This is a genomic window from Butyrivibrio sp. VCD2006 (genome assembly GCF_000423925.1).
Taxonomy (GTDB): Bacteria; Bacillota; Clostridia; order Lachnospirales; family Lachnospiraceae; genus Butyrivibrio.
Window position 1 is genome coordinate 120181 of the sequence record NZ_KE384106.1, and the last position, 22175, is coordinate 142355.

Below are 22175 nucleotides of genomic sequence, written 5' to 3' on the forward strand. Positions count from 1 at the left end.
TCTTGAAGAACAATATAGTTACACATATATTATCTTGTATTATTCATCAAAAGAGAAATTAACTTCTTATAAAAAAAGCTAAATATTTTGTAATCTTGAAAAAAACAGCCATATTATTTAACAGTAGCCTTAGTCTGCTTTTTTATTGCCTTTACAATTTTTTTCTTTGTATTTCCCTTTACACCTTTAACCTTGATGACAGCCTTTTTATGTATTTTTTTAAATGCATTTTTTCCAACCTTAAGGGATTTATTTGCTTTAATTGTAATCTTCTTTAGTTTCTTACATCCCTTAAATGCATTTTTACCGATAGATTTCACATTTTGTCCGATTGAAAGCGTAGTAATTGTCTTATTATTTTCACACGCCCCATCAACAATTGCTACCACCGGATAGGTAACACTATTAATGGTAACCTTATTGATTGAAGCCTTCTTTATATTACCTATTTTTAAAACAATGGCATTGTAGTCGTTGTCAATAGTGTAGGTGATTCCATCAATCGTTACAGTAATGGTACCGAAACTATTAACTACCTCTTCTCCCTGCTTCTGCTCCTGCTCAGGCTCAGACACAGCGGTATCAACTATGGCTGGATTTTCAAGCTTATTGACGAGAAGATATTTATGGCTCGTTGAAGCGATAGGGAGTTTATCATAAAATGTTGAATTATCAGGTATGCCATTGTTGTTATCATCAAGAGCCATCTTTCCGACAGGTTGGCTGGTTATATTGACCGTACCTGAAGAAAAATCGTAAGCGAATGCACGTTTTATTATTTTAGGAGAATAAATTACCTTCAGATTGCTACAACCGCTAAAGAAATTCTCACTGCTTTCATCATATGACAAATTTGAAAGATCAAAAGAGCTTAGATTGAGTATTTCAAGTGAAGAACATCCCTGAAACATAAACTCCATATAGTCTACCTTTGTTGTATCAAAACTACTAATATTCAAACTTTCCAAACTATTACATCTGGAAAACATATAATTCATATACTCTGTTTTTGAAGTATTAAAATTGCTTAAATCCAGCGATTTTAATAATATGCATCCTCTGAATGTTGCACGGAAATCTTTTACATTTGTCGTATTAAAACTACTAATGTTTAAGGATTTCAAATTAATACAATTTCTAAACATATTATTCATATCCTCAACTTTCGAAGTATCAAAGGAGGATAGATTGAGGCATTCAAGTGCAGAACAATCAGCGAATGTCTCTGACATGCTTTTGACATTCCCTGTCTTAAACTGACTTACATCGATAGCCGACAGTTTTTCGCACTTATTAAATAAAATATTCATATTGATAACACTATTAGTATCTATTCTTGTCTGACTAAAGTCAATTGACTCAAGACTTCTAAAGTTATAGAACATAGCGCTACTGTTAGAATTAAAAAGGATCATTGTAGGACAATATATATATGCTGTTCCTGTGCTTGCATTATAATAAGCCTTAACATTAACACCAATATCTTTTTGAGGCAGACTTGAAGTAGGCTGATGCTTAGTAAAAACAATATGTTTTAAAACACGATTTATATCAAAAAATTCTTGAGAATCTCTTGATGATAGTTGTTTCAATATCTGGCAAAATTCCTGGCCTTTTTTCAGCGTGCCAGGTGCATCAGCTGCTTTGGACTTAATTGATGTGCATCCGAATATTACAAGGACGCACAAAAGAGGCATGATAGTAAGTATTATTCTTTTTGAGCATTTCTTCATTTTTTGATTTCCCCTTTAGCTTTTTTCATACTACAACGTAGTTTTGTTCCCTCGAATGACTATTATAGCAAATTGGTAAAATATTTTCTCAATTTTTCAGCGAATAGCATGCTACAGTAGAATTTTTAAAATGAGAGTGATAAGATCACAAATAATTGTTATAAGCATCAGAATATAAAAAAGGTATAAGATATGTACCCTAAAGTACATTCTTATACCTTTTTTCAAACGTTTATACCCTTGTTACATGTATTTCATAGGCATCTGTTACATTTTGCATCTTATGCTCTAAGAAAGAGTTATTTAGTGATTTTCTGTTTCTTACCAGATATGCCTCTTGCTTTCAATACCTTCTTATAGCTCCTAAGTTTGCTCTTAGGAACTTTTACTTTTGCTTTTGAATGTATTCCCTTAAATGCATTCTTACCAACTGTGATCTTTGAAAGCGCAGTTGTCTTAATCTTAATATTCTTCAGATTTTTACATCCGGAAAATGCATTCTTACCAATTACCAGGATATTTTTCCCGATAATTACTGATTTGAGATTAGTATTGTTCTTGAAGGCATTAGCAGCAATTTCTGTAACAACAAATTTAGTGCCATCAACTGTTATGTCAGAAGGAATAATAACGTTGTTTGCATCCATGTTCTTTGATTTAACATAGATAACTGCATTTGATTTTTCTCCTGACTGAAGAACCATATAGTAAGCATCTGATTTTGGATCAACAACAGTATCACCTACTGAATATCCGCTCTTCTGGTTTTCAACCTGATCAGAAGGAGTAACAACTACCGGCTGATTATTGTTTTCTGAGCCATTATTGCCAGGATTGCTGTTGTTTGAATCGCTATTACCTGCATCGCCATTGCCGGGATTGTTATTGCCAGCATCACTGTTACCATTTTCAGTATTTCCGTTATCGGTGTTACCGTTATCAGTGTTGCCATTATCAGTATTACCATTATCAGTATTACCATTATTGGTGTTACCGTTATCAGTATTGCCATTATCAGTGTTGCCTGAATCACCATTATCTTCTGAACCATTATCAGCTGCAGTACTCTTCCATACAGCAAATAGTGTTATGTTAGCATCAGTGGTATAAACATCACCGGGATGATAAGCAACTGTATCAGAACCGGCACTTGTTGCCCATCCTTCAAATGTATATCCTTCTCTTGAAGGTGCGACCTGACTAAGTTCAAGTGCATTTTTATAGAATTTGATATCTGTATCGGGACCGTTTATTCCACCATTTAAATTATAATAAACGAAATGTTCAGCATCATGGAATTTCCATGTCTGGTTTGTCTGATACTGATTTGCGTTAAAAGGAAACTGCTCTACGTTAGTTCCATTCGCGGTACCATAATTTTTGACATCCAGTGCCATTCCGCTACATCTGTTAATAAACGCAAAACCATAACCACCGGTTTCAACAATTGCCCACTGCTGCGATATAGCCCCATTATAGCTGCTTACGTAAACATTGTTATTATATGATGTACGTCCATCACTAACATCAAGTACCTTACCGGATGCAGCATGTATTATCTTATAATAACCATTATTAAGTGCTTCAAAGTCAAAGGAATTAAACTGACTTGAGCAGGAATCATCCCATACGCGGACATTTGTCTTATCGGGAATATCTCCTGAATCACCTGCAACATCCAGTTCAAGTCTATCGTCGATCATACTTGTCAGAACATATCTGCCATTTTCAATAAACTGTGCGGGCTTATAAGGAATAAATACCCAAGATTGAGCATCCGTGTCGTTGTTTTCGCAGGTTCTTACATTTGTATTTGAAGCAATATTGCCATTTTCAATATCTAAAGAATATCCATTGCATCTTGCCTGAAGTCTGTAGCCATTTCTTCCGTTTGGAGAAATAGCCCACTGCTGAGCATCGTTATCTTCATAATTATTGAACACTTGAACATTTGAGCCACTTTCAAGTCCGGCATAATAAACATCCAGTGCCATAATTGAATTATACTGAGTTATGGTGTAAAAACCGCCCTCGTATTTCAGATGCCAAACATCATAATCGTTGAGATCAAGACTTCCCTCATTCCAAAGATGCACATTTTCCTCGTTTTCAGCAGGGGAATTGCTTCCTTCTATATCAAGATAGCAATTTTGATTTGCTGCACTTGCAATAATATAATCCCCATCAGGAAGAGTTCTGTCATAGCCTGACTCCATTCTGCTTCCTGTAGGTACACTTGGTGTAGGCTCAGGCTGCGGTTCGGGCTGTGGTTCGGGCTGTGGTTCAACATATGGACTGCCGGTATAATGGAAGCAGATTACATCGCTTTCCTTATCAAAAGCACACCATTGAGCATCCTTCTGATTAGCATTACGCTGTGTACGATATACTATCTCATTCTCTACCTTTGTTACAAACATTGCATGCTTGTATAGAGGCTTTGCACCTGGCTTAACATGAACAAGCACATCACCTACAGCAACTTTGCCTGCATTAGCTCCATCGGATCTGATTTGTTGACCACTCTTTGCAAGTTTATATTCAGTAAATCCATCCGTTTTTTGCAGCTGTCTGTAAAAATTGCCGCATCCGGGCTGTACCGGAAAGTCTACTCCTCCGGCAATTAAGCACCTTGAAACAAATTCCGCACATTGCCATGAACTATTATTATTCCAGGTTTCGTAAGCAAACTGGACTGCAGCATTGATATTATATCCTGCTGCACGTGAAATAATGCTTGTAGTAAACAAATTAAAGAATACGCTTACTACAAGCATTAAACCAAATAATCGTCTTTTAATTCGAAATTTCATAAATAACCCTCCCAAAAACTTTTTTCTGAATTAAAAACTCCTCCAAAAATATTCTACCATTTTATACGCAAATGTCTATAAATATAGGCATACATTTATATATGTGTTATTTACAAATATAGATGTATGCCTTTATCCTCGCATGGAATTATAAAATTAAATTATTTAGAGCTTCCAAGATAAGCAGCTCGAACATCCTCATTTTCAAGCAGTTCTGCACCTGTGCCTTCAAGAGAGATTTTTCCATTCTCTATAACATAAGCTCTGTCAGCAACATGTAGAGCCATGTTGGCATTCTGCTCAATAAGCAGTACTGTAGTTCCATCATCATGAATCTTCTGAATAATCTCAAATATACCCTGAACGACAATAGGCGCAAGACCAAGAGAAGGCTCATCCATCATGAGGAGCTTAGGTCTTCCCATAAGGGCACGACCTACTGCGAGCATCTGCTGCTCTCCTCCTGAAAGGGTACCGCCCTCCTGCCATGATCTTTCCTTAAGTCTTGGGAAGTATCCAAATACCATCTCAATATCCTTCTCAAGATCATCATTTCTAAGGTAAGCACCGATTTTTAAGTTTTCAAGTACGGTAAGATTAGGAAAAATCCGGCGTCCTTCAGGAACCATCATGATACCCTTTTGAACAATCATTGTAGGATCCTTTCCTGTGATGTCATCACCTTCAAAAAGGACTTTACCACCCTTGGGCTTAACCAGTCCGGATATTGTTCTAAGTGTCGAACTCTTTCCGGCACCGTTAGCTCCGATCAGGGTAACGATCTCACCTTGTTTTACGTCAAAACTGATTCCGCGAACGGCTTCAATTCCTCCGTAACTAACCTGTAAATTTTCTATCTGTAAAACATTTTCACTCATTACTGATCTCCATCCGTCACACCAAGATATGCTTCTATAACACGCTGATTCTTCTGAACCTCTTCCGGTATTCCCTGTGCAATCTCACTACCGAAGTCGATTACATAGATATAATCGGAAATATTCATGACAAGGTCCATATGATGCTCAATAAGAAAAACAGTGAGCTGATATTTATCTCTTATCTGTCTTACGAAATCAGCAAGCTCAATTGTCTCCTGCGGATTCATTCCGGCAGCAGGCTCATCAAGAAGTAAGAGCTTGGGATTTGTAGCAAGTGCTCTCGCAATCTCCAGACGTCTCTGAAGACCATAAGGAAGACTTACTGCCAGTTCGTCCTTGTAAGCATCGAGTCCCTGTTCCACAAGAAGTTCCATAGTCTCCTCGCGCATTCTTTTTTCTTCAGCCATATTCCCTCTGAAAATAGCTGAAAATACATTCTGCTTAGCATGCTGATGCTTTGCGATAAGTACATTATCAAAAACAGTCATACTTTTCCAAAGTCTGATATTCTGGAATGTACGTGCAATACCAAGACCTGTTATCTGATCAGGAGTCGGCGCAAGCACGGGTTCCTTCAAATACTTATCAGCATTTTCACCTTTATAGGTTTTAGCAGCTTTTCCTGTGGGATGGTTTCTGACCATTGGCTGTCCCATGAACTCAATTTGTCCGTTTGTTGGCTGGTAAACACCTGTTATACAGTTAAAAGCAGTGGTTTTTCCGGCACCGTTAGGACCAATGAGTGCGGTAATCTTATGCTCAGGCACTTCCAAAGTCAGATTATTAACTGATACAACGCCACCAAATTGCATTGTAATATTTTCAAGACGTAAAGCATTCCCCATTACTTAGTTTTTCCTTTCCGTTTTCCGGGCAGTCTTTTTCAAAAGTGCACCTAGATTGATCTCATTTTCTCCCATTATTCCCTGTGAGAAAAACAGCACGATTACCATTATGACAATTGAAAATACTACCATACGGAAACCGTTTCTAAGAAGCGGAACCTTAAAGCTTCCGATATACTGTTCACTATCGAGGAATCTGAGCCACCACTCCGAGCATGCAACGTATAAAAATGTCGCAAGTACACTTCCGCTAACGGAACCGATTCCTCCTATTACAACTATGAGGAGAATCTCATAAGTCATAACTGAAGTGAAAGCCTTTGCCTGGGCATTAGCCACATACATTGCGAAAAGCGCTCCGCCAACACCTGCAAAAAAGCTTGAAATAACAAATGACAACATTTTATGTCCAAACAGATTGATACCCATTGCTTCTGCAGCGATTTCATCATCACGAATTGACTTAAATGCTCTTCCGTAAGAGCTGTTAATCAGAAGAACTATAATAGCAATACATATTGAAGAAATCAGGAACGGGATAAACGTAGAAAGACGAACTATCTCATGTCCTGCTGCATCGGTTATATTAAAGCTTGAGAAAGTGGGAAATCCCTTGATCATGTTGGCACCATTCGTGATTTTTCCAAGCTTCTGCCACTGGAAAATAGCACGAAGGATCTCTGCAAAGCCAAGTGTGGCAATTGCAAGATAATCACTTTTAAGTCTAAGTACAGGAAATCCTATAAGATAAGCAAAAAATCCTGCTACACATCCTGCGAGAATAAGAGCTATAAGACATCCAATTATCATACTTATGGCACCGCCAACACCGGTAGTACCAAAAACCGAACCCAGTATATCGATAATAGATGAGTTAAATGCACATCCTCCGAAAAGGTAATACACCTGCTCTTTAGAAGCTGCAGGAACAGTCAGGATGGCATAGGTATATGCACCAAGAAGCATAAAGCCAGCCTGTCCTAATGAGAAAAGTCCTGTAAATCCATTTAACAGGTTCATTGAAACAGCTACAAGTGAATATACAGCTGCTTTCTTAAGCACTGTAAACAGAGGGCTTGTAGGCCAGAAAACCTGCGGTAATCCCGGAATTATGGAACTTAAATTCTCTAATATAATTATGAATAAGAGCAGCACGGCTATGCCGGCAAATGCCCTCGTATTGATTTTTTTCTGTTTCATATTTTTTAAATTCCCAAAATAAAAATTGAGCTGCAGTTTTCACTGCAGCTCTTATTTTTAAAGATTATTTTGATAATGGTCGTTCTTTCAAGCAGACTTCTTGTGATTAACAGGCTGTTTTTCACCGTGCTGTGCTGGTCTCCGTGTGTTGTAGATAAAGAGTGCAAGGAATGCGATTGCAGCTATTATTCCAACAGGATAAGCAATTACTGTTGAAAGATGCAGGCATTCAGGTGCACAGAAGAAATACGTTACTGAAACTGCTGACATGAAGGTTGCCGGTACGGCTGTGAGCCAATACTGACGTCCATTTCTGAACAGATACATCGATGCTGTCCAAAGAGCTATCATAGCAAGCGTCTGGTTTGACCAGCTGAAATATCTCCAAACAACACCGTAGTTAAGCTGGCTGATAAAAGCACCTGCAAGAAGAAGCGGTACACAAAGAACAAGTCTCTTCATATAAGGCTTCTGATCTACCTTAAACCAATCTGCAACAACAAGTCTTGCTGAACGGAATGCTGTATCACCTGAAGTGATAGGACAAGCTATAACACCAAGCATTGCAAGAACGATTCCAAAGCCGCCCATTGTCTTTGTGCAGATATCATATACGCAAGCTGCCTGTCCGTTTGCAAGCATATCTGTAAGTCCGGTTGTAAGTCCACCTGTCTTTGCATAAACTGCGCTTCCTGCAGCAGCCCAAACCAGTGCGATTATTCCTTCACAAACCATTGCTCCGTAGAATACCATGTGACTTTCTTTTTCAGATCTGCAGCATCTTGCCATAAGAGGTGACTGCGTTGCATGGAATCCTGAAATAGCACCGCAGGCAACTGATACGAACATCATGGGCCATATAGGTGTATTACTGGGATGAAGGTTTGAAAGCTGAATCTCGGGAATTGTATATCCATGTGTGAAAATACCGATTCCTACACCAACTGCCATAACGATAAGGCAGATACCGAATACAGGATAAAGCTTTCCGATGATCTTATCGATCGGTACAAAGGTTGCTATGAAATAGTAAATAAGAACAAGTGTAAGCCAGAATGTTGTGTTTGTAAGGAGTCCTGTTCCACCCTGATTTCCAATAAGCAGTGCAATAAGTCCTGCAGGTCCTACTGCGAAAACAGTACCAACCATAACGAGAAGAACTACGCTGAATACACGCATAATTGTCTTCATAATGTTTCCAAGATACATTCCGGTAAGCTCTGATACGCTTGCACCGTCATGACGCATACTCATAAAACCAACTGAGAAATCATGAACACCACCGGCAAGTATTGTACCAAGTGTGATCCAAAGGAATACTGATGTGCCCCATTGAGCACCTGCAAGAGCTCCGTAGATCGGACCAAGACCCGCAATATTAAGGAGCTGTATCAAAAAAAGCTTCCATCTTGGCATTACTACAAAGTCTACACCATCATTGATTCTGACGGCAGGAGTCTCCCTGTCATCAGGGCCATATACTTTATCAACTATTGACCCATAAATGAAATAACCCGCTACCAAAACTGCTAAACATACCAAAAAGCTAATCATAAGTACACCCTCCTATTATTTAGTGAAAGTAATCCCTTCCCTAGTTTTTAGTATATTCTTGCTATTAATTCACAACAATAATCAGGTACTGAAATGCAAAAAATCGGGTCTGAATTGTAATTGATTAATAAATCTAATTACATACAGAAATGTTGTCTTATTTCGTGAATCATGTTTCTGCTTATAGGAATGGCGATGTCGTCACATTCCTTAAGCTTACAGGCATATCCATTGTTATAATCCGGAACAAGTGCTTCGCAGGCATTTAGATTAACAATAAAGCTCTTATGTATTCTCGCAAACTGGTCTCCTGCAGGACTAAGTTTCTTTTCCCAGGTAGTCAAAGGCTCATTACTAATATAAATATTTTTATGGCAATGTACCTTTGCACCTTTATGGATTGCCTCAATATAGCTGATGCTGTCTGCACCTACAACCTCCATATGATCACCTGCGGGAAGCGCAAAGGGACCCGGCATAAATTTTGTTTCGGTTTTTCTTTGCATCAGCTTTTTTATAGCCTTTCTTATTCTGTTTTCATCAAAAGGCTTCATTACATAATCAACTGCATCAAGATCAAAGGCATTAAGTGCATAGTTTTCATAAGCTGTCACAAAAATGATAGGTGTATTGATATTCTTCTGCCTCATTTCTTCAGCAAGCTCAGTTCCTCTTTTATCTCCCAGTTCTATATCAAGGAAGCATGCATCAAATGTATATTTATCAAGCACCTCCAAAACAGCGGAGCCGCTTCCGGCTTCAATAAGTTCTACTCCGGATTTATTTAAATCCTTAAATATTTTTTCCAGTAAAAATTTAAGCTCGCTCCTTGCCGGCCTCTCATCATCTGCAATCAAAACTCTGGTCATACTTTAACCCTCCAATAAAGCTTTAGGCGGTATACGCATTGTTACCGTAGTTCCATTTTCCGAAGAATCGATATGAAGACCGTGCTTCTCCCCATAAATACTCCTAAGTCTTCCATCGACATTAAGAAGTCCATATTTACCTTTTGTTGTTTTGTCATTGAAAGCTCTAAGAACAGGATCCGGGATTCCGCAGCCGTTATCAGCGATTTTTACCACCAGTTCGTCCCCGTCCATACCTGCATCTATTTCAACTTCCCCGACTTCTCTTTTCATGGCGCCATGCTTTATTGCATTTTCAACTATTGGCTGCAATATCAAAGTCGGAACCTGTCTGTGAATGTCCTCTTCTATGTTCTTTGTTATCTTTAATCTGTCTTCGAACCTGGCCTTTTCCAGCATAAGATATGCATCAACCTGTTCAAATTCAGCATCAATATCTATCATATAATCATTACTTGAGTTGAGGTTATGCCTGAAATATACAGAAAGAGCCAGGAGCAGCTCCCTTGCGTAGTCAGGTTTTTCTCTGCAAAAGCAGGATATTGTATTTAAACTGTTAAATAGAAAATGAGGATTTATCTGCGACTGAAGCACTCTGAATTCAGCTCTTTCTCTCATCTTCTTTTGATACTCTACCTGATAAGCCTCGTAATTTGTTGAGAAAAATTTGGCAAGTGCCGTTACAAGACATTCAGCTTCTTCAAGTGATGAATAGCGCTGTTCAAATACAAGTACGAGATACCCCCAGGTATCACTTCCCATGGTTACCTTTGAGCCTGAAGCAACGAGGGTCTGCTTAATCCCAAAGGGTCCCTTCTCCTTCTTGTCAATTAGATCCGTAACGCATCTTCTTTCCATGTAATTAACAAAGTTCTGCGTAAACACATAATCACATTCAAATAGCTCGTCTCTCCTGTTAAGGGGTAAAAAGAAGACATCCCTGCATCTTGAAAAACCACTTATGGTCTTTTCCATCTCTTTGAAGTCATTATCGGTTATTGGATTTTTCCTTATGTTATGTATACATGCATCTGCTATGTTTAGCGCAAGACGCATCTTATCTGCTGCAATGAGATTCTGCCTTGTATAAATATCCTCAAAAACCGAGAAAAACATGACCATTCCGATTGAGTTAAAAACTATCATCGGAAGACCGATTACCTGAACGATAGAAACGGCAATGCTTTTGGGGTGCACAAAAATAAGAAGATTTATCATGTGCAGGCACTCTGCAGCAGCTGTGATGATTACAAGGTAATACCACTGAAAATTCACATTTCGTTTTCTGAAAATATGGTAGATTACAGCACCAAGAAAGCCTTCAAGAAGTGTTGAAAGTGCACACGCGAAGGTTGTCACACCATTAACATCAAATAGATAGCGATGAACAGCACCAATAAGCCCTGCAAGGATTCCAACAAAAGGACCACATAAAAGCCCCCCTGCCAGTGCACCGAGAACACGGGTGTTAGGAATAGCACCCTGAACCTGCGCACCTGTACAGGTCGAGAAAATACAAAATCCCCCAAAGATTGCTCCCAGCATCAGCTTTGCCTGAAACTGATGCTTGTTTTCCTCACAAATAATCTGTGTCACCACAGGAATTCTTACAAGCACATTCGCAATCAGAATCAGAAGTCCAATGTTAACAAGCATGCTATAGTAGAGTTCCATCGCTACCCCCTATATATTCTCAAACTTTTCATACTCCCCTTGAAGCTTTAATAGCTGATCCACAATCGGATTATCGTTGTCAAAAAAGTTCACGTAACCGTGAAGTGATTTAGCCTTCTGCTTAAGAGTCTTAGAATGACTCCAAATATAAATGAAAGATTTACCCTTGCCGTTTTTAGCTTCCTGTATAAGGTTAGCTGCGGCACTGTTTCCATCAAAAGCGATCACCATGGAAGGCCTTCTTTCGAATATCTCATAGTTAAAACTCTTATATATTCCCATTCCTTCGGCTTCAGGTGATACTCTGATAATTACCCCTGCCTCTTTTAACTTGTCACGTTCATGCCTTGTTATAAGTGCCGGAACTACAGCGTATACCCTAAAGTTTTTCTCGTTATGAGACAAGAGATACTTTTCATATCCCGAGAGCTTATGTCCTATAACAAAGCAAACTTCCTCAGGATCAAGAATATCCAAAAGTGAATCCAGTTGTTTTCTACCCTCGGCCGTCACATTAGTAGCCCTTTTCTCAGTGTTAAAGCTTCCACCCAAAAGTACAATCGGAAATCTATCCCAGGTGATCTCATCAATGATATCCTTTAGCTCTTTATTTGAATCTAGCTTTTTGACATTTCTTGCACCTGTCTTGGATATCCTTACAGTCTTCATCTTTTGAAGAAGAACCTCTTCCATATCACGATTCTTTATAAGCTGCCTGAAGGCTTCTTTCTTGTCGGAATAGGATTGCTGACCATTCTCTATAATGCTGCTTTCTGCTTCTCTCATGAGCCTCAGTTCATCATCTGAAAGCTCTAGCATCTTCTTAAGAGAAAGCTGTTCATCTATTGAACTTGTACCATATAATGCAGCGCCATCAGTTCCCTGAACACATTTTATTCCTTGATGCAAATAGTACTTAAGTGGATGATCCTTAAGTGAATTCAGGTTGTTCAGACGCACATTGCTGGTGAGCTGGAATTCAAGGACAATATCATTTTCTTTGAGCTGCTTTATAACCTCTCTTCCCTTTTTTGATCTGGGAGAATAAGTATAAAGTCCATGACCAAGCCTCATTTTGGGCATAGGTTGTCCCGGAAGGAGGCAATCCTTTACGCAATTAATGCTGTGCGAAATATTGTCCTTAAGGCTGTCATTTTCCCCCGCATGAACTCTTATCACGAAGTCAGGGTCAATAGCCGCAAACTTCACAAGTTCCTTGAAAACCGGCTTAAGTGTGATAATATCGTTTATCTCTTCTCCGACAAAATCGCAGCCTGCAACATACGGATCAAGGAAGGTAGCTCTTAATACCTCCAGGTTCTGCTCAAGATAGTCTGCAGGAGTTACAGCATCCTTTACAATCGTCAGAGGTATTCTTCTCATGGCTGCAAGGAATCTTATCATCACTCCTGTCTCCTGATAAATCCTTGGCATTACCTCATGAACCTGCTTTAGCATCTCGATGGATTCGTACTTCTTTACAAGAGTTGTATCGCTTATCTCCGCGTAGCAAACACCCTGTTTTTTATAATTCCTCGCTATCCATAGGAGTTTATCCTGGAAAATCGTGTTATTGCAGTAATCAGGATTTTCCTTATCCTTGAACATCTGCTTTAATACGTTCTTTACATCTTCATCCGGTATCTGATCAACATTATTAAAATCGATCTTATCTTCGCTCTCCTTTGCTTTACAAAAAACATACCTATATAAGTAAACCTTCTCAAGATTAGTAAAGACAGCCTGACCATCCTTTATGACCGCCAGGGAACCTCTGATCTTAACAATATTCATCTCTGCATTATCAAGATTATTAAGTATGAGATCAGCAAAATTTATAAATGTATTATCATTGATTCTTCTATCAAGATATTTACCTTCAAGTCCTGAGGATGTGAACTGCCTTGCTACCTTTATACGCTGCGCATTAATCTTTTTCCACTGACTTTCGGTAAGCTTTAAATCAAGCTTTTTCACATAGTAAAGAGGATATCTGATCTGATGGTAGATACCCAGAGCAATTAGCACATCTCCTGGAAGATTGCCATTCATATGTGTGTGAAGATCAGCTCTGAATTTGAGCTCTTTTTTGACAAAGGTACGGAAAATGGTCTTATCAAGATCAAGCTGATAATCCTTGGTCTGACTCATAAGAGTTTTTGCTATGGCAGGTATCGTCGCTTTTCTTTCTACCGTGCCATCAGGAAAAATATCAGCAACATCAATGTCGCCAAGGCAAAACTTGTAAATCTCATTATTTTGAGAATCTACAAAGCACTGAATTTCTCCCTTAATCACAAAAAAGCCATCTTCTTTCCTGGTAAGCGGAAGCTTGCAAATACCTGCAAGGTTTCTTATCAGGTTTCCGGTATGGTGATTAGGCGTTGATAAGACATAATAGAGCTTATCAAGTTCCTTATAGAGATCAACTATGATATCTTTTTCAGCATCAATAAAAAAGCTTGTAAAATATGTCATCCAAAACTCCTCTTATAATGCGAAATTGACGTTATCATATAATGTAATAAATTTAACTAGTAGATTCAGCTATAACAATTGAAAAGAAAACTATATCAAGATAGTTCATCGAGAGTTTTTCCATAAGGCTCAAGGAAATCATCCATAAAATCCATAACCTCAGGAAGCTCTCTTTTTAACTTATTAAGTGAACTAAGCGTGCTTTTCTCTGCCGTTCTGAATTCACAGTTTCCGGCATTTTTCTCTTCGATGCATTTAATAAAAGCTGAAAGCTTATCAGCTGCCTTAACAAGTCTTCTCATGTAGGCTTCATCTTCGCCTTCCTGTGTCTTAAATATCTCACGATATACAGGCTGAAGATCATCGGGAAGCTTATGAAGAAGCTGAACATCTGCAATAGCCTCCACCTGTTTATAAGCATTCTTAAGGTCTTCATTATAATATTTTATAGGTGTTGGCATATCTCCGGTAATAATTTCAGAAGCATCATGATAAAGGCCAATAAGCGCTGCTTTTTCGGCATTCAGATTTTTACCGTAGCGTACATTCCCTATAACACAAAGTGCGTGTGCGATCATCGCAACCTCAAGAGAATGCTCACAGAGATTCTCAGGTCTTGAATTGCGCATGAGTGCCCAACGCTCTATATATTTCATTCTTGAGATCATTGCAAAAAAATTGTATGCCATATTTTTATATAGAAAAAGGAGCAAACTTTAAAGGCCTGCTCCTTCAATCCTTTCTGTAAAATACAATAAAAGAATTCAGGTTATTCGCGGCTCTCAAAATCACCTACGAACTGACATATTAGATCAACCGTACCATCAATTCCAAGAACACTACTGTTGATCGTCAGATCATAAGTATCAGATCTGCCCCATTTTTTTGAAGAATAATAGTTATAATAGCTCTGTCTCTGCTTATCCTTTTTAAGCATCATCTCAAGAGCCTTATCCTTATTTGTTACATCTGGATATCTTTCAATAATGCGATTTATCTTATCTTCCTCATCGCCATGAATAAAGATATTGATTACATTTTTATAGTCAGCCAGTGCATAATCGGCACATCTACCAACGATTACGCAGGGGCCTTCATCAGCAATCTTTTTGATTGTATCAAACTGAGCCAGGAAAATCTTATGGCTTATAGGCATATCAACGAAACTGGAGGAATTATAGCCAAATGAATACGTATCCATAACCAGGTTGTAAAGGAACGATGTAGTAGGTCTCTCATCATGATCCTGAATCATTTCCTGAGCAAATCCGCTCTCAGAAGCAGCTCTGGTCAATAATTCTTTGTCATAAAACTTAATACCGAAACGCTCTGCAACCTTACATCCAATTTCACGACCACCTGAACCAAATTGTCTGCCTATTGTAATGATTGTATTCATAATAAAACCTCCGCAAGAAAAGATTTCATAGATTTAGATACATTATATCATAATTGTTGATGAAAAATGTTACAAAATAGACAGATTCAGCATAATATAACAAGCAAATGACTAAAATATTCAGGAAGAGGCGCATCGGTCTCAATATACTCACCTGTAACAGGATGATTAAACCCAAGGATTTTAGCGTGGAGGCATTGTCCCTGAAGTTTAAATCTGCTCTTCATAGAAGGTCCATAAACTGTATCACCTAAAAGAGGATGTCCGATTTTCGACATATGAACTCTTATCTGATGAGTCCGTCCGGTTTCAAGACGGCATTCCACATAGGTCAGTTTTTCCTTCTCAAATCTTTTCAAAACCTTGTAATGTGTTATTGCAGGCTTACCCTGACCTTCGGGAACAACAGCCATTTTCTTGCGGTCATTTGCACTCCTACCAATATTACCTTCGATTGTACCTTCATCGTCTTTAATAATTCCATGGCAAATTGCATGGTAAACACGGTTAATGCTGTGCTCCTTTAACTGCTCTGCTATTCCTCTATGTGCTATGTCATTTTTACATATAATAACGGACCCGGTTGTATCCTTATCGATTCTGTGCACGATACCGGGTCTCATAACGCCATTTATCCCGGACAGATCATCACCAAGGTAATACATAAGTGCATTTACAAGAGTCCCTGAATAGTGACCGGCAGCAGGATGCACAACCATATCCTTGGGCTTATTTATAACCAGGACATCCTTATCCTCATAAATTACATCAAGAGGGATATTCTCCGGCTCAATATCAGGTATGATTGAAGCAGGAATTTCCATTTCCAGAATATCCCCTTCACTCACATTGAAGCTTGCCTTAACAGGTTTGCCGTTAACCAGAACCTTTTTATCCTTAATAAGCTTTTGAATATAACTTCTGGACATAGAATCAGAGAGAGAGCTCATAACCTTATCAACTCTCTCTCCGTCATTATCCTCGCCTGCGAAATATTTAACTATATTATCGTTACCTAAAGAATCTGTCATTTAAACTCCCTGTACTTTTTCTGCTGTTTAAAGCTGAGGAAATCAAAGTCTTTTTCTTTATAATAAAACAAAAACAAAATAATAAACAGAATTGTTGAGACCGTAACATAGATATCCGCAACATTGAAAATCGGGAAATTAATGATTACAAAGGAAATAAAATCAACAACATAATCATTTCTTACTCTGTCTATCATGTTTCCTGCAGCGCCACCGGCGATCATCACAAGGATAATCTGAAGTATTGTATACTTCTTTTCAAGCGGCAACTGAAACAATATATAGGCGATTACAACTATTATCATTATAGCTATCATTACAAAGAATATCTTTTGGTTCTGTAATATACCAAATGCTGCACCATAATTCTTCAAAAAGGTTAATTCCAAAACTCCTTTTATCAGAACAACAGAATCCTGATCCTGCAGCTTTTCTACAGCAAGCAGCTTGGTAAACTGATCAATTGCAATAAGTACCAGTATTGAAATAAGATCTATAATAAGATGGATCTTCTTTTTGGTATTAAAATTATTCATATAAAACTCCAATAATTATTCAAAATCTTCTGTCCAGGTAATTTCCTTAATAGCCTCTCTGACTTCATCATCCGTTACTGTGGAATCAAGCACAGCTTTACCAAGCCTCTTAAGAAGGACAAATTTAATACTATTTCCATCAGATTTCTTATCTGAATGCATAAGTCTTACAACTTCATCTGTATCAATATCAGTAACTGAGATAGGAAGACCAAAAGGTACAAACATATCTCTTATCTCGTAGTATTCCTCCATGGAAAGCATCTGTCTCTTCCATGAAATAAACGCAGCAGCAACTGCTCCAAGCGCAACACACTCTCCGTGAGCAAGAGAAAAATCTTTATGTTTCTCAATAGCATGTCCTATTGTATGTCCAAAATTAAGAAGCGCTCTGTTTCCCTTCTCAGTAGGATCCTTCTCAACAACAAGCCTTTTGATATTGCAGCTTGTCTTTACCATATAAAGTAAAGTATCAGGATCCTTTTCTTCTATCTCATACATGTTATCGATAAGCCACATATAAAAATCCGCGTCCTTTATAAGACCATGCTTCATAACTTCAGCAAATCCCGAAGCAAACTGATCACCTGGAAGTGTATTAAGAACATTAATGTTCATATAGACGAGCTTTGGCATATAAAAAGCTCCGACCATGTTCTTATATCCTTTAAAATCTACGCCCGTCTTTCCGCCGATACTGCTATCCGTCTGAGCAAGAAGAGTTGTAGGTATCTGAATAAAATCAATTCCTCTAAGATATGTAGCAGCACAAAAACCTGCCATATCACCAACAACGCCTCCACCAAGCGCTACAATAAGATCATGTCTGTCAAAATGGTTCTCAATAAGAACTTCATAAATCTTCTCTATTTCTGTAAGATTCTTATTTTCCTCGCCTGCAGGAATCGCATAAACTAGCGATTTTGAAGCAACTGTGTCAATGATGCTTAAAAGCTGATCAGCATATAAGCCTTTAACATTGGTGTCAGTAATTATTGCAATTTTTCTTCCTGCATATCCAAGCTCAGAGATGCGGTCTGTGAGCTCATCGAAGCTATAATCAAATACAATGTCGTAGCAGGGCTGATTGTTATACTTTACATTTAAAACTTCTGACATATTCATCCTCACAAAAAGGCAGAAGCAAAAAGCTTCTGCCTCAAATAATCTGATATTAAATTACATTGACTGCGGTCCGGTGCTACCAAGTGAACTCTCAAAAGCACCACCTAAAATGTCCTGAAAATCACCGGATATATCAACACTTGCAGGAGTTACAATAAAGATGTATCTGGAAATTTTCTGGAGGTTACCGCTTATTGCAAAGCATGAACCTGAAGTGAAATCTATAATTCTCTGTGCAAGTTCAACATCTATTCCTTCAAGATTAAGTACTACAGTACGATTATTGAGAAGTGTCTCTGTTATCTCTCTCGCATCTTCAATTGATGTAGGCTTAACAACACAAACTTCCATTCCACCATTACTTCTGTTTCTTGCAGGAACAGGTCTCGGTGCTGGAGTAGGTTTCTTAGTAAGTCTATCCTGATCAATCTCGATTGAAGGATCATCTTTTCCTAAAGAGCTAGCCTTGTGAATAGGCTCTACAGGACTATCATAGTATGCATCGTCATCCTGATCGTAGTAACCACTTTCATCATCCCCATTCAGCTTCATAGCTGACAAAAACTTATCCATTACACTCATGTGTTATACTCCTAATTCCCCAAATAATTAATGTATCTAAAGCAATCCCCTTACTTATACAAGATACATATCATACAACTATTACATTATGCTAGTTTTCACTCGAAGTGTCAAGGTTCTTAACGTCTCCCTTAACTGTTGACGCGTCGAGAACGATATAATCATATACGCTTAATCCATAATTTGTATTTGATTTAACGATAGCATATTCATCATTCTGATACAAGATACTAATCTGTCTGAAATCTGCATACCCCTTATTTATGTTATAAACTCCAATAAGGGTATCCTTCGTATTAACGGTAAATTTTTCCTGTGAATCGGCTTTTATCAGTTGGTCACCGTTTCTCAAGACATCATCATCTACATAATATGAGCTTTCGTTTTCGTTATACAGCTCAACTTCTATAAATTCCGAAGTCTCATTGCCGTTTTCATCGTATCTGTCCCTTAAAACACCACTGTTATTGTTATTTCCTTTTGTAATATATTCCTTAGGAATAACAAAGAAGCTCTTTTCAGCAATAGCTGAATTGGGTATTTTCAGTCCGCTCTCATCCTCAGTGATCAGCTCTACATTAAGGAATCTGTCCTTTGAGAAGGTTATCATGGAATTAGTAAAGGAGAAGCCTACAAATGTTTCTCCGGAATCATTTGTCACATAAGAAACCTTGCCCCAAACCTCATCTTGGTTCTTCAAAAACCTGACCTTGACGTATTCTTTATCAGCTAGAGCTTTTACTTTATCAAGATCATTTTCATTAATAACGATCATCCATTCTTCACTGGTTGAAAGCTTAAATGCAGGATCACCTACGCCAACAAGTGAATTGCTGATAAGCTGCTTCCTCTCATATTTACTACTATCCATGAGATCAGCATTCAGGTCATTAAGCCCTAAATTCTCATATCCATCAATATAGTATTGAACTATTCCTGTATCTGATGAATAACAGTAATTGATGCTTTTTAGAGCTGATGCACCACTTAGTGAATCAATGCTCTGAAGTACACTTGAGCTTGCAAGCTTCTGAACAGTTCCGTCCAGACTTGACTTGAAATCATAAACAGAACCAAATGATCTTGGATCAAAGTCTTCGCTATAGCTTACTATCTGTGACCTGAGTTCACTTAAGTCATCATCCGAAAGCTCTGCGGTCTCAGTTCCCTGAGTCTTCAAATACTCCAGAAGATCTCCGGATTCGTCAACAGTATAAACAAGGTTGCCTACTGCAACTCTCTGACCTTCAGTTGCAAAATAATTAACGTATCCTGCATGATCAGCATCTACTATTGTCTCCTGTCTTAGAGCCAGAGCTTCATAGATATTATTCGAAGAAAGTGAACCCTCTCTTACCTCATATCCAACTATATGCTTTTTACTGAAATAACTAAAAACACAGATAACTACGTATAACATCAGTAATGCAAAGAATATAATTCCAACATTCAGATGCAAAAAACCGGGAAACTTAGTTACCTTGTTCTTCCTTTTTTTTGCCATATTTCCAAACTAAAGATAAGCCGCGTTTTTCTCGCGGCTTATCAATATCCTATTATTATTTATAATCAGAGCGCTGTAGCAACCTTAGATTTAGCACTTTCAGGAAGCTCAGATTCATCCATTGATACACTGAGTACGAAGTCAACATTGAACTTCTCACTCAAACGCTCGAGCTTTTCAATTGTAGGGGTGATATCCTGTCCCTCAAGACATGCAATGTTGAGGAAACCATCGAAATACATTTGCTGAAGATCGTGATCCTGTGAAATCACGCCACTGACGAAACCGATAAATTCGTCTGAATTCTCAATCATAAACTCCGGAACTACAATAAGGCGAACTTTATTGTTAAGTTCAAACATGTGCTTTGTATTTCTATCAAGAAATACTACGTTGCCTAAGATGTTCTTAACCTCGGTATTGACCTTGTTCAACAGGCATTTTGTCTTGCCCTTTCCCTTTTTCCCAACGATTAATTGAACCATATCCATACCCTCCAGTGTGTAATATTTTATTTGAAGCAAGGCTCGAAATTCTACGAATTTCTTGCTTTTCGATTCCGCCGCTTCAGTTGTTAATAATATTATAGTTTACCCATTCGTTATCTGCAATAACAAATCAGACATTTCATGATAAAGTGTCTCGGTATCCTCAGCCCGCATGATTACTGCAATGTAGTTATTGCCGGAAGTGTCTGATGCCAACTGTATCAAGCAATGGCCGGCAGCATTTGTTGTTCCTGTTTTACCCCCAAGAACAGTAATACCGGCAGGCATCGTATAATTGCCATTTATATAGCCGTTTGTATTTCTGATTTCTATATCTCTGAGTTCACCGCTTGAAGTATTAACCTGCGTTGAATATGCAGACATCCTTATTATTTCGTTGAATTTATCATACTTCAAAGCTTCATTAAACATAAGATACATGTCATATACACATGTATAGTGATCATCTGCAGTTAAGCCGTTAGGATTCATAAAATGAGTATGTGTTGCACCAAGTGAAAGTGCTTCATTATTCATTGCATCAACAAAAGCATCTACGCTTCCAGAAATACTTTTAGCAATAAGAAGCGCAACATCATTAGCTGAATATATCAAAAGTAGGTGAAGTGCCTGCTCAAGAGTCATGGAATCACCGGCCTTAAGATTGATTTTCTGAGCTCCATCTTCAGTTACATAAACATCGGAATCAGCAACAAGTATCTGGTCAAGTGAGCCATTTTTAAGCGCAACAATAGCCGTCATCACCTTAGTAAGTGATGCCGGGTCTATCTGGAGCTGTGCGTTTTTGCAGTAAAGAGTTTTTTTATTGCTAAGATCAAAGAGACCGCAACATGTGTTATCAGATAGCGTAAGTGAATCACCAATATCACTGTTCGTCACACATAAATCTCCCGCAAAACTTTTCATGACAACAACTCCGGTTTCGCTATATTCCGTAGATGAAATTTTGTAAGGAAAAGCATAATCAGAATCTGCGCAACCACATAAAATATTTGAAGAAATCAGCGCAAGACAAATTAAGGCAAGCCGCCTTCTAATTTTACTTATACATCTCACGCCACTCAAGATCTCCTCTATCCAATGATTTAATTAAAAGTTCAGCAGTAGCAAGATTTGTAGCAATCGGAATGTTATGCATATCACATAGACGAGTGACATTATTAACATCCGGCTCATGAACCTTCTGTGTTAATGGATCGCGAAGAAAAATGACAAGATCGATTTCATTGGCCTCAATAGCAGCACCGATCTGCTGTGAGCCTCCGAGATGTCCTGCAAGATACTTGTGGATACTAAGGTTAGTAACCTCTTCTATAAGTCTTCCTGTAGTTCCTGTTGCATAAAGATCATGCTTGGTTAATATACCTCTGTATGCTATACAGAAGTTCTGCATTAATTTCTTTTTTGCATCATGAGCTATAAAAGCAATGTTCATTGGTATC

At 38.2% G+C, this 22175-nt stretch carries 19 protein-coding genes; all 19 read right to left on the reverse strand.

Annotation, left to right across the window (positions count from 1 at the left end; translation table 11 throughout):
- Positions 1–113: 113 nt before the first annotated feature.
- On the reverse strand, positions 114–1733 hold the full coding sequence (locus G586_RS25285) for a BspA family leucine-rich repeat surface protein (RefSeq protein WP_051204911.1): 1620 nt from the start codon (positions 1731–1733) through the stop codon (positions 114–116).
- Between the two features lie 299 nt (positions 1734–2032).
- Positions 2033–4546 carry an RICIN domain-containing protein gene (locus G586_RS0118470; RefSeq protein ID WP_026528896.1) on the reverse strand — a complete coding sequence of 838 codons (2514 nt, stop codon included), beginning with the start codon at positions 4544–4546 and terminating at the stop codon, positions 2033–2035.
- A gap of 161 nt (positions 4547–4707) precedes the next feature.
- Positions 4708–5424, reverse strand: a complete 717-nt coding sequence (locus G586_RS0118475) for an ABC transporter ATP-binding protein (RefSeq protein ID WP_026528897.1) — start codon at positions 5422–5424, stop codon at positions 4708–4710.
- The gene (locus G586_RS26395) at positions 5424–6272 is read right to left on the reverse strand and encodes an ABC transporter ATP-binding protein (RefSeq protein WP_026528898.1); all 849 of its coding nucleotides are present in this window, start codon (positions 6270–6272) and stop codon (positions 5424–5426) included. Before G586_RS26395 ends, G586_RS0118475 begins: the two co-directional genes overlap by 1 nt.
- Before the next feature lie 3 nt (positions 6273–6275).
- Entirely contained in the window at positions 6276–7472 is a 1197-nt protein-coding gene (locus G586_RS26400; RefSeq protein WP_026528899.1) for a branched-chain amino acid ABC transporter permease, read from the reverse strand.
- An 87-nt stretch (positions 7473–7559) separates the two neighbouring features.
- Entirely contained in the window at positions 7560–9026 is a 1467-nt protein-coding gene (locus tag G586_RS0118490) for a carbon starvation CstA family protein (RefSeq protein WP_026528900.1), read from the reverse strand.
- 137 nt (positions 9027–9163) lie between these two features.
- Entirely contained in the window at positions 9164–9895 is a 732-nt protein-coding gene (locus G586_RS23840) for a LytR/AlgR family response regulator transcription factor (RefSeq protein WP_051204912.1), read from the reverse strand.
- Positions 9896–9898: 3 nt separating this feature from the next.
- Positions 9899–11569: a LytS/YhcK type 5TM receptor domain-containing protein gene (locus G586_RS0118500; protein ID WP_026528901.1), complete on the reverse strand. Its 1671-nt coding sequence runs from the start codon at positions 11567–11569 to the stop codon at positions 9899–9901.
- Positions 11570–11578: 9 nt separating this feature from the next.
- Complete coding sequence (locus G586_RS0118505; protein ID WP_026528902.1) at positions 11579–14047, reverse strand: hypothetical protein; 2469 nt, start codon at positions 14045–14047, stop codon at positions 11579–11581.
- 95 nt (positions 14048–14142) lie between these two features.
- Positions 14143–14736, reverse strand: coding sequence for a 5'-deoxynucleotidase (gene yfbR / locus G586_RS0118510; protein WP_026528903.1), 594 nt, complete (start codon positions 14734–14736; stop codon positions 14143–14145).
- An 80-nt stretch (positions 14737–14816) separates the two neighbouring features.
- A complete protein-coding gene (locus G586_RS0118515) occupies positions 14817–15446 on the reverse strand; it encodes an AAA family ATPase (RefSeq protein ID WP_026528904.1) in 630 nt (209 codons plus the stop codon).
- Between the two features lie 86 nt (positions 15447–15532).
- Complete coding sequence (locus G586_RS0118520; protein WP_035773569.1) at positions 15533–16477, reverse strand: RluA family pseudouridine synthase; 945 nt, start codon at positions 16475–16477, stop codon at positions 15533–15535.
- Entirely contained in the window at positions 16474–17013 is a 540-nt protein-coding gene (lspA, locus tag G586_RS0118525; protein ID WP_026528906.1) for a signal peptidase II, read from the reverse strand. Before lspA ends, G586_RS0118520 begins: the two co-directional genes overlap by 4 nt.
- Positions 17014–17028: 15 nt before the next feature.
- Positions 17029–18132 carry a 3-dehydroquinate synthase gene (aroB, locus tag G586_RS0118530; RefSeq protein WP_026528907.1) on the reverse strand — a complete coding sequence of 368 codons (1104 nt, stop codon included), beginning with the start codon at positions 18130–18132 and terminating at the stop codon, positions 17029–17031.
- 60 nt (positions 18133–18192) lie between these two features.
- Complete coding sequence (locus G586_RS0118535; RefSeq protein ID WP_026528908.1) at positions 18193–18720, reverse strand: cell division protein SepF; 528 nt, start codon at positions 18718–18720, stop codon at positions 18193–18195.
- Positions 18721–18811: 91 nt separating this feature from the next.
- Positions 18812–20224, reverse strand: coding sequence for an HlyD family efflux transporter periplasmic adaptor subunit (locus G586_RS0118540; RefSeq protein ID WP_026528909.1), 1413 nt, complete (start codon positions 20222–20224; stop codon positions 18812–18814).
- 65 nt (positions 20225–20289) lie between these two features.
- Positions 20290–20709: a hypothetical protein gene (locus G586_RS0118545; protein ID WP_026528910.1), complete on the reverse strand. Its 420-nt coding sequence runs from the start codon at positions 20707–20709 to the stop codon at positions 20290–20292.
- Between the two features lie 105 nt (positions 20710–20814).
- Positions 20815–21639 carry a D-alanyl-D-alanine carboxypeptidase family protein gene (locus tag G586_RS0118550; RefSeq protein WP_242832056.1) on the reverse strand — a complete coding sequence of 275 codons (825 nt, stop codon included), beginning with the start codon at positions 21637–21639 and terminating at the stop codon, positions 20815–20817.
- 133 nt (positions 21640–21772) lie between these two features.
- On the reverse strand, positions 21773–22168 hold the full coding sequence (gene mgsA / locus G586_RS0118555; RefSeq protein WP_026528912.1) for a methylglyoxal synthase: 396 nt from the start codon (positions 22166–22168) through the stop codon (positions 21773–21775).
- Between the last annotated feature and the right edge of the window lie 7 nt (positions 22169–22175).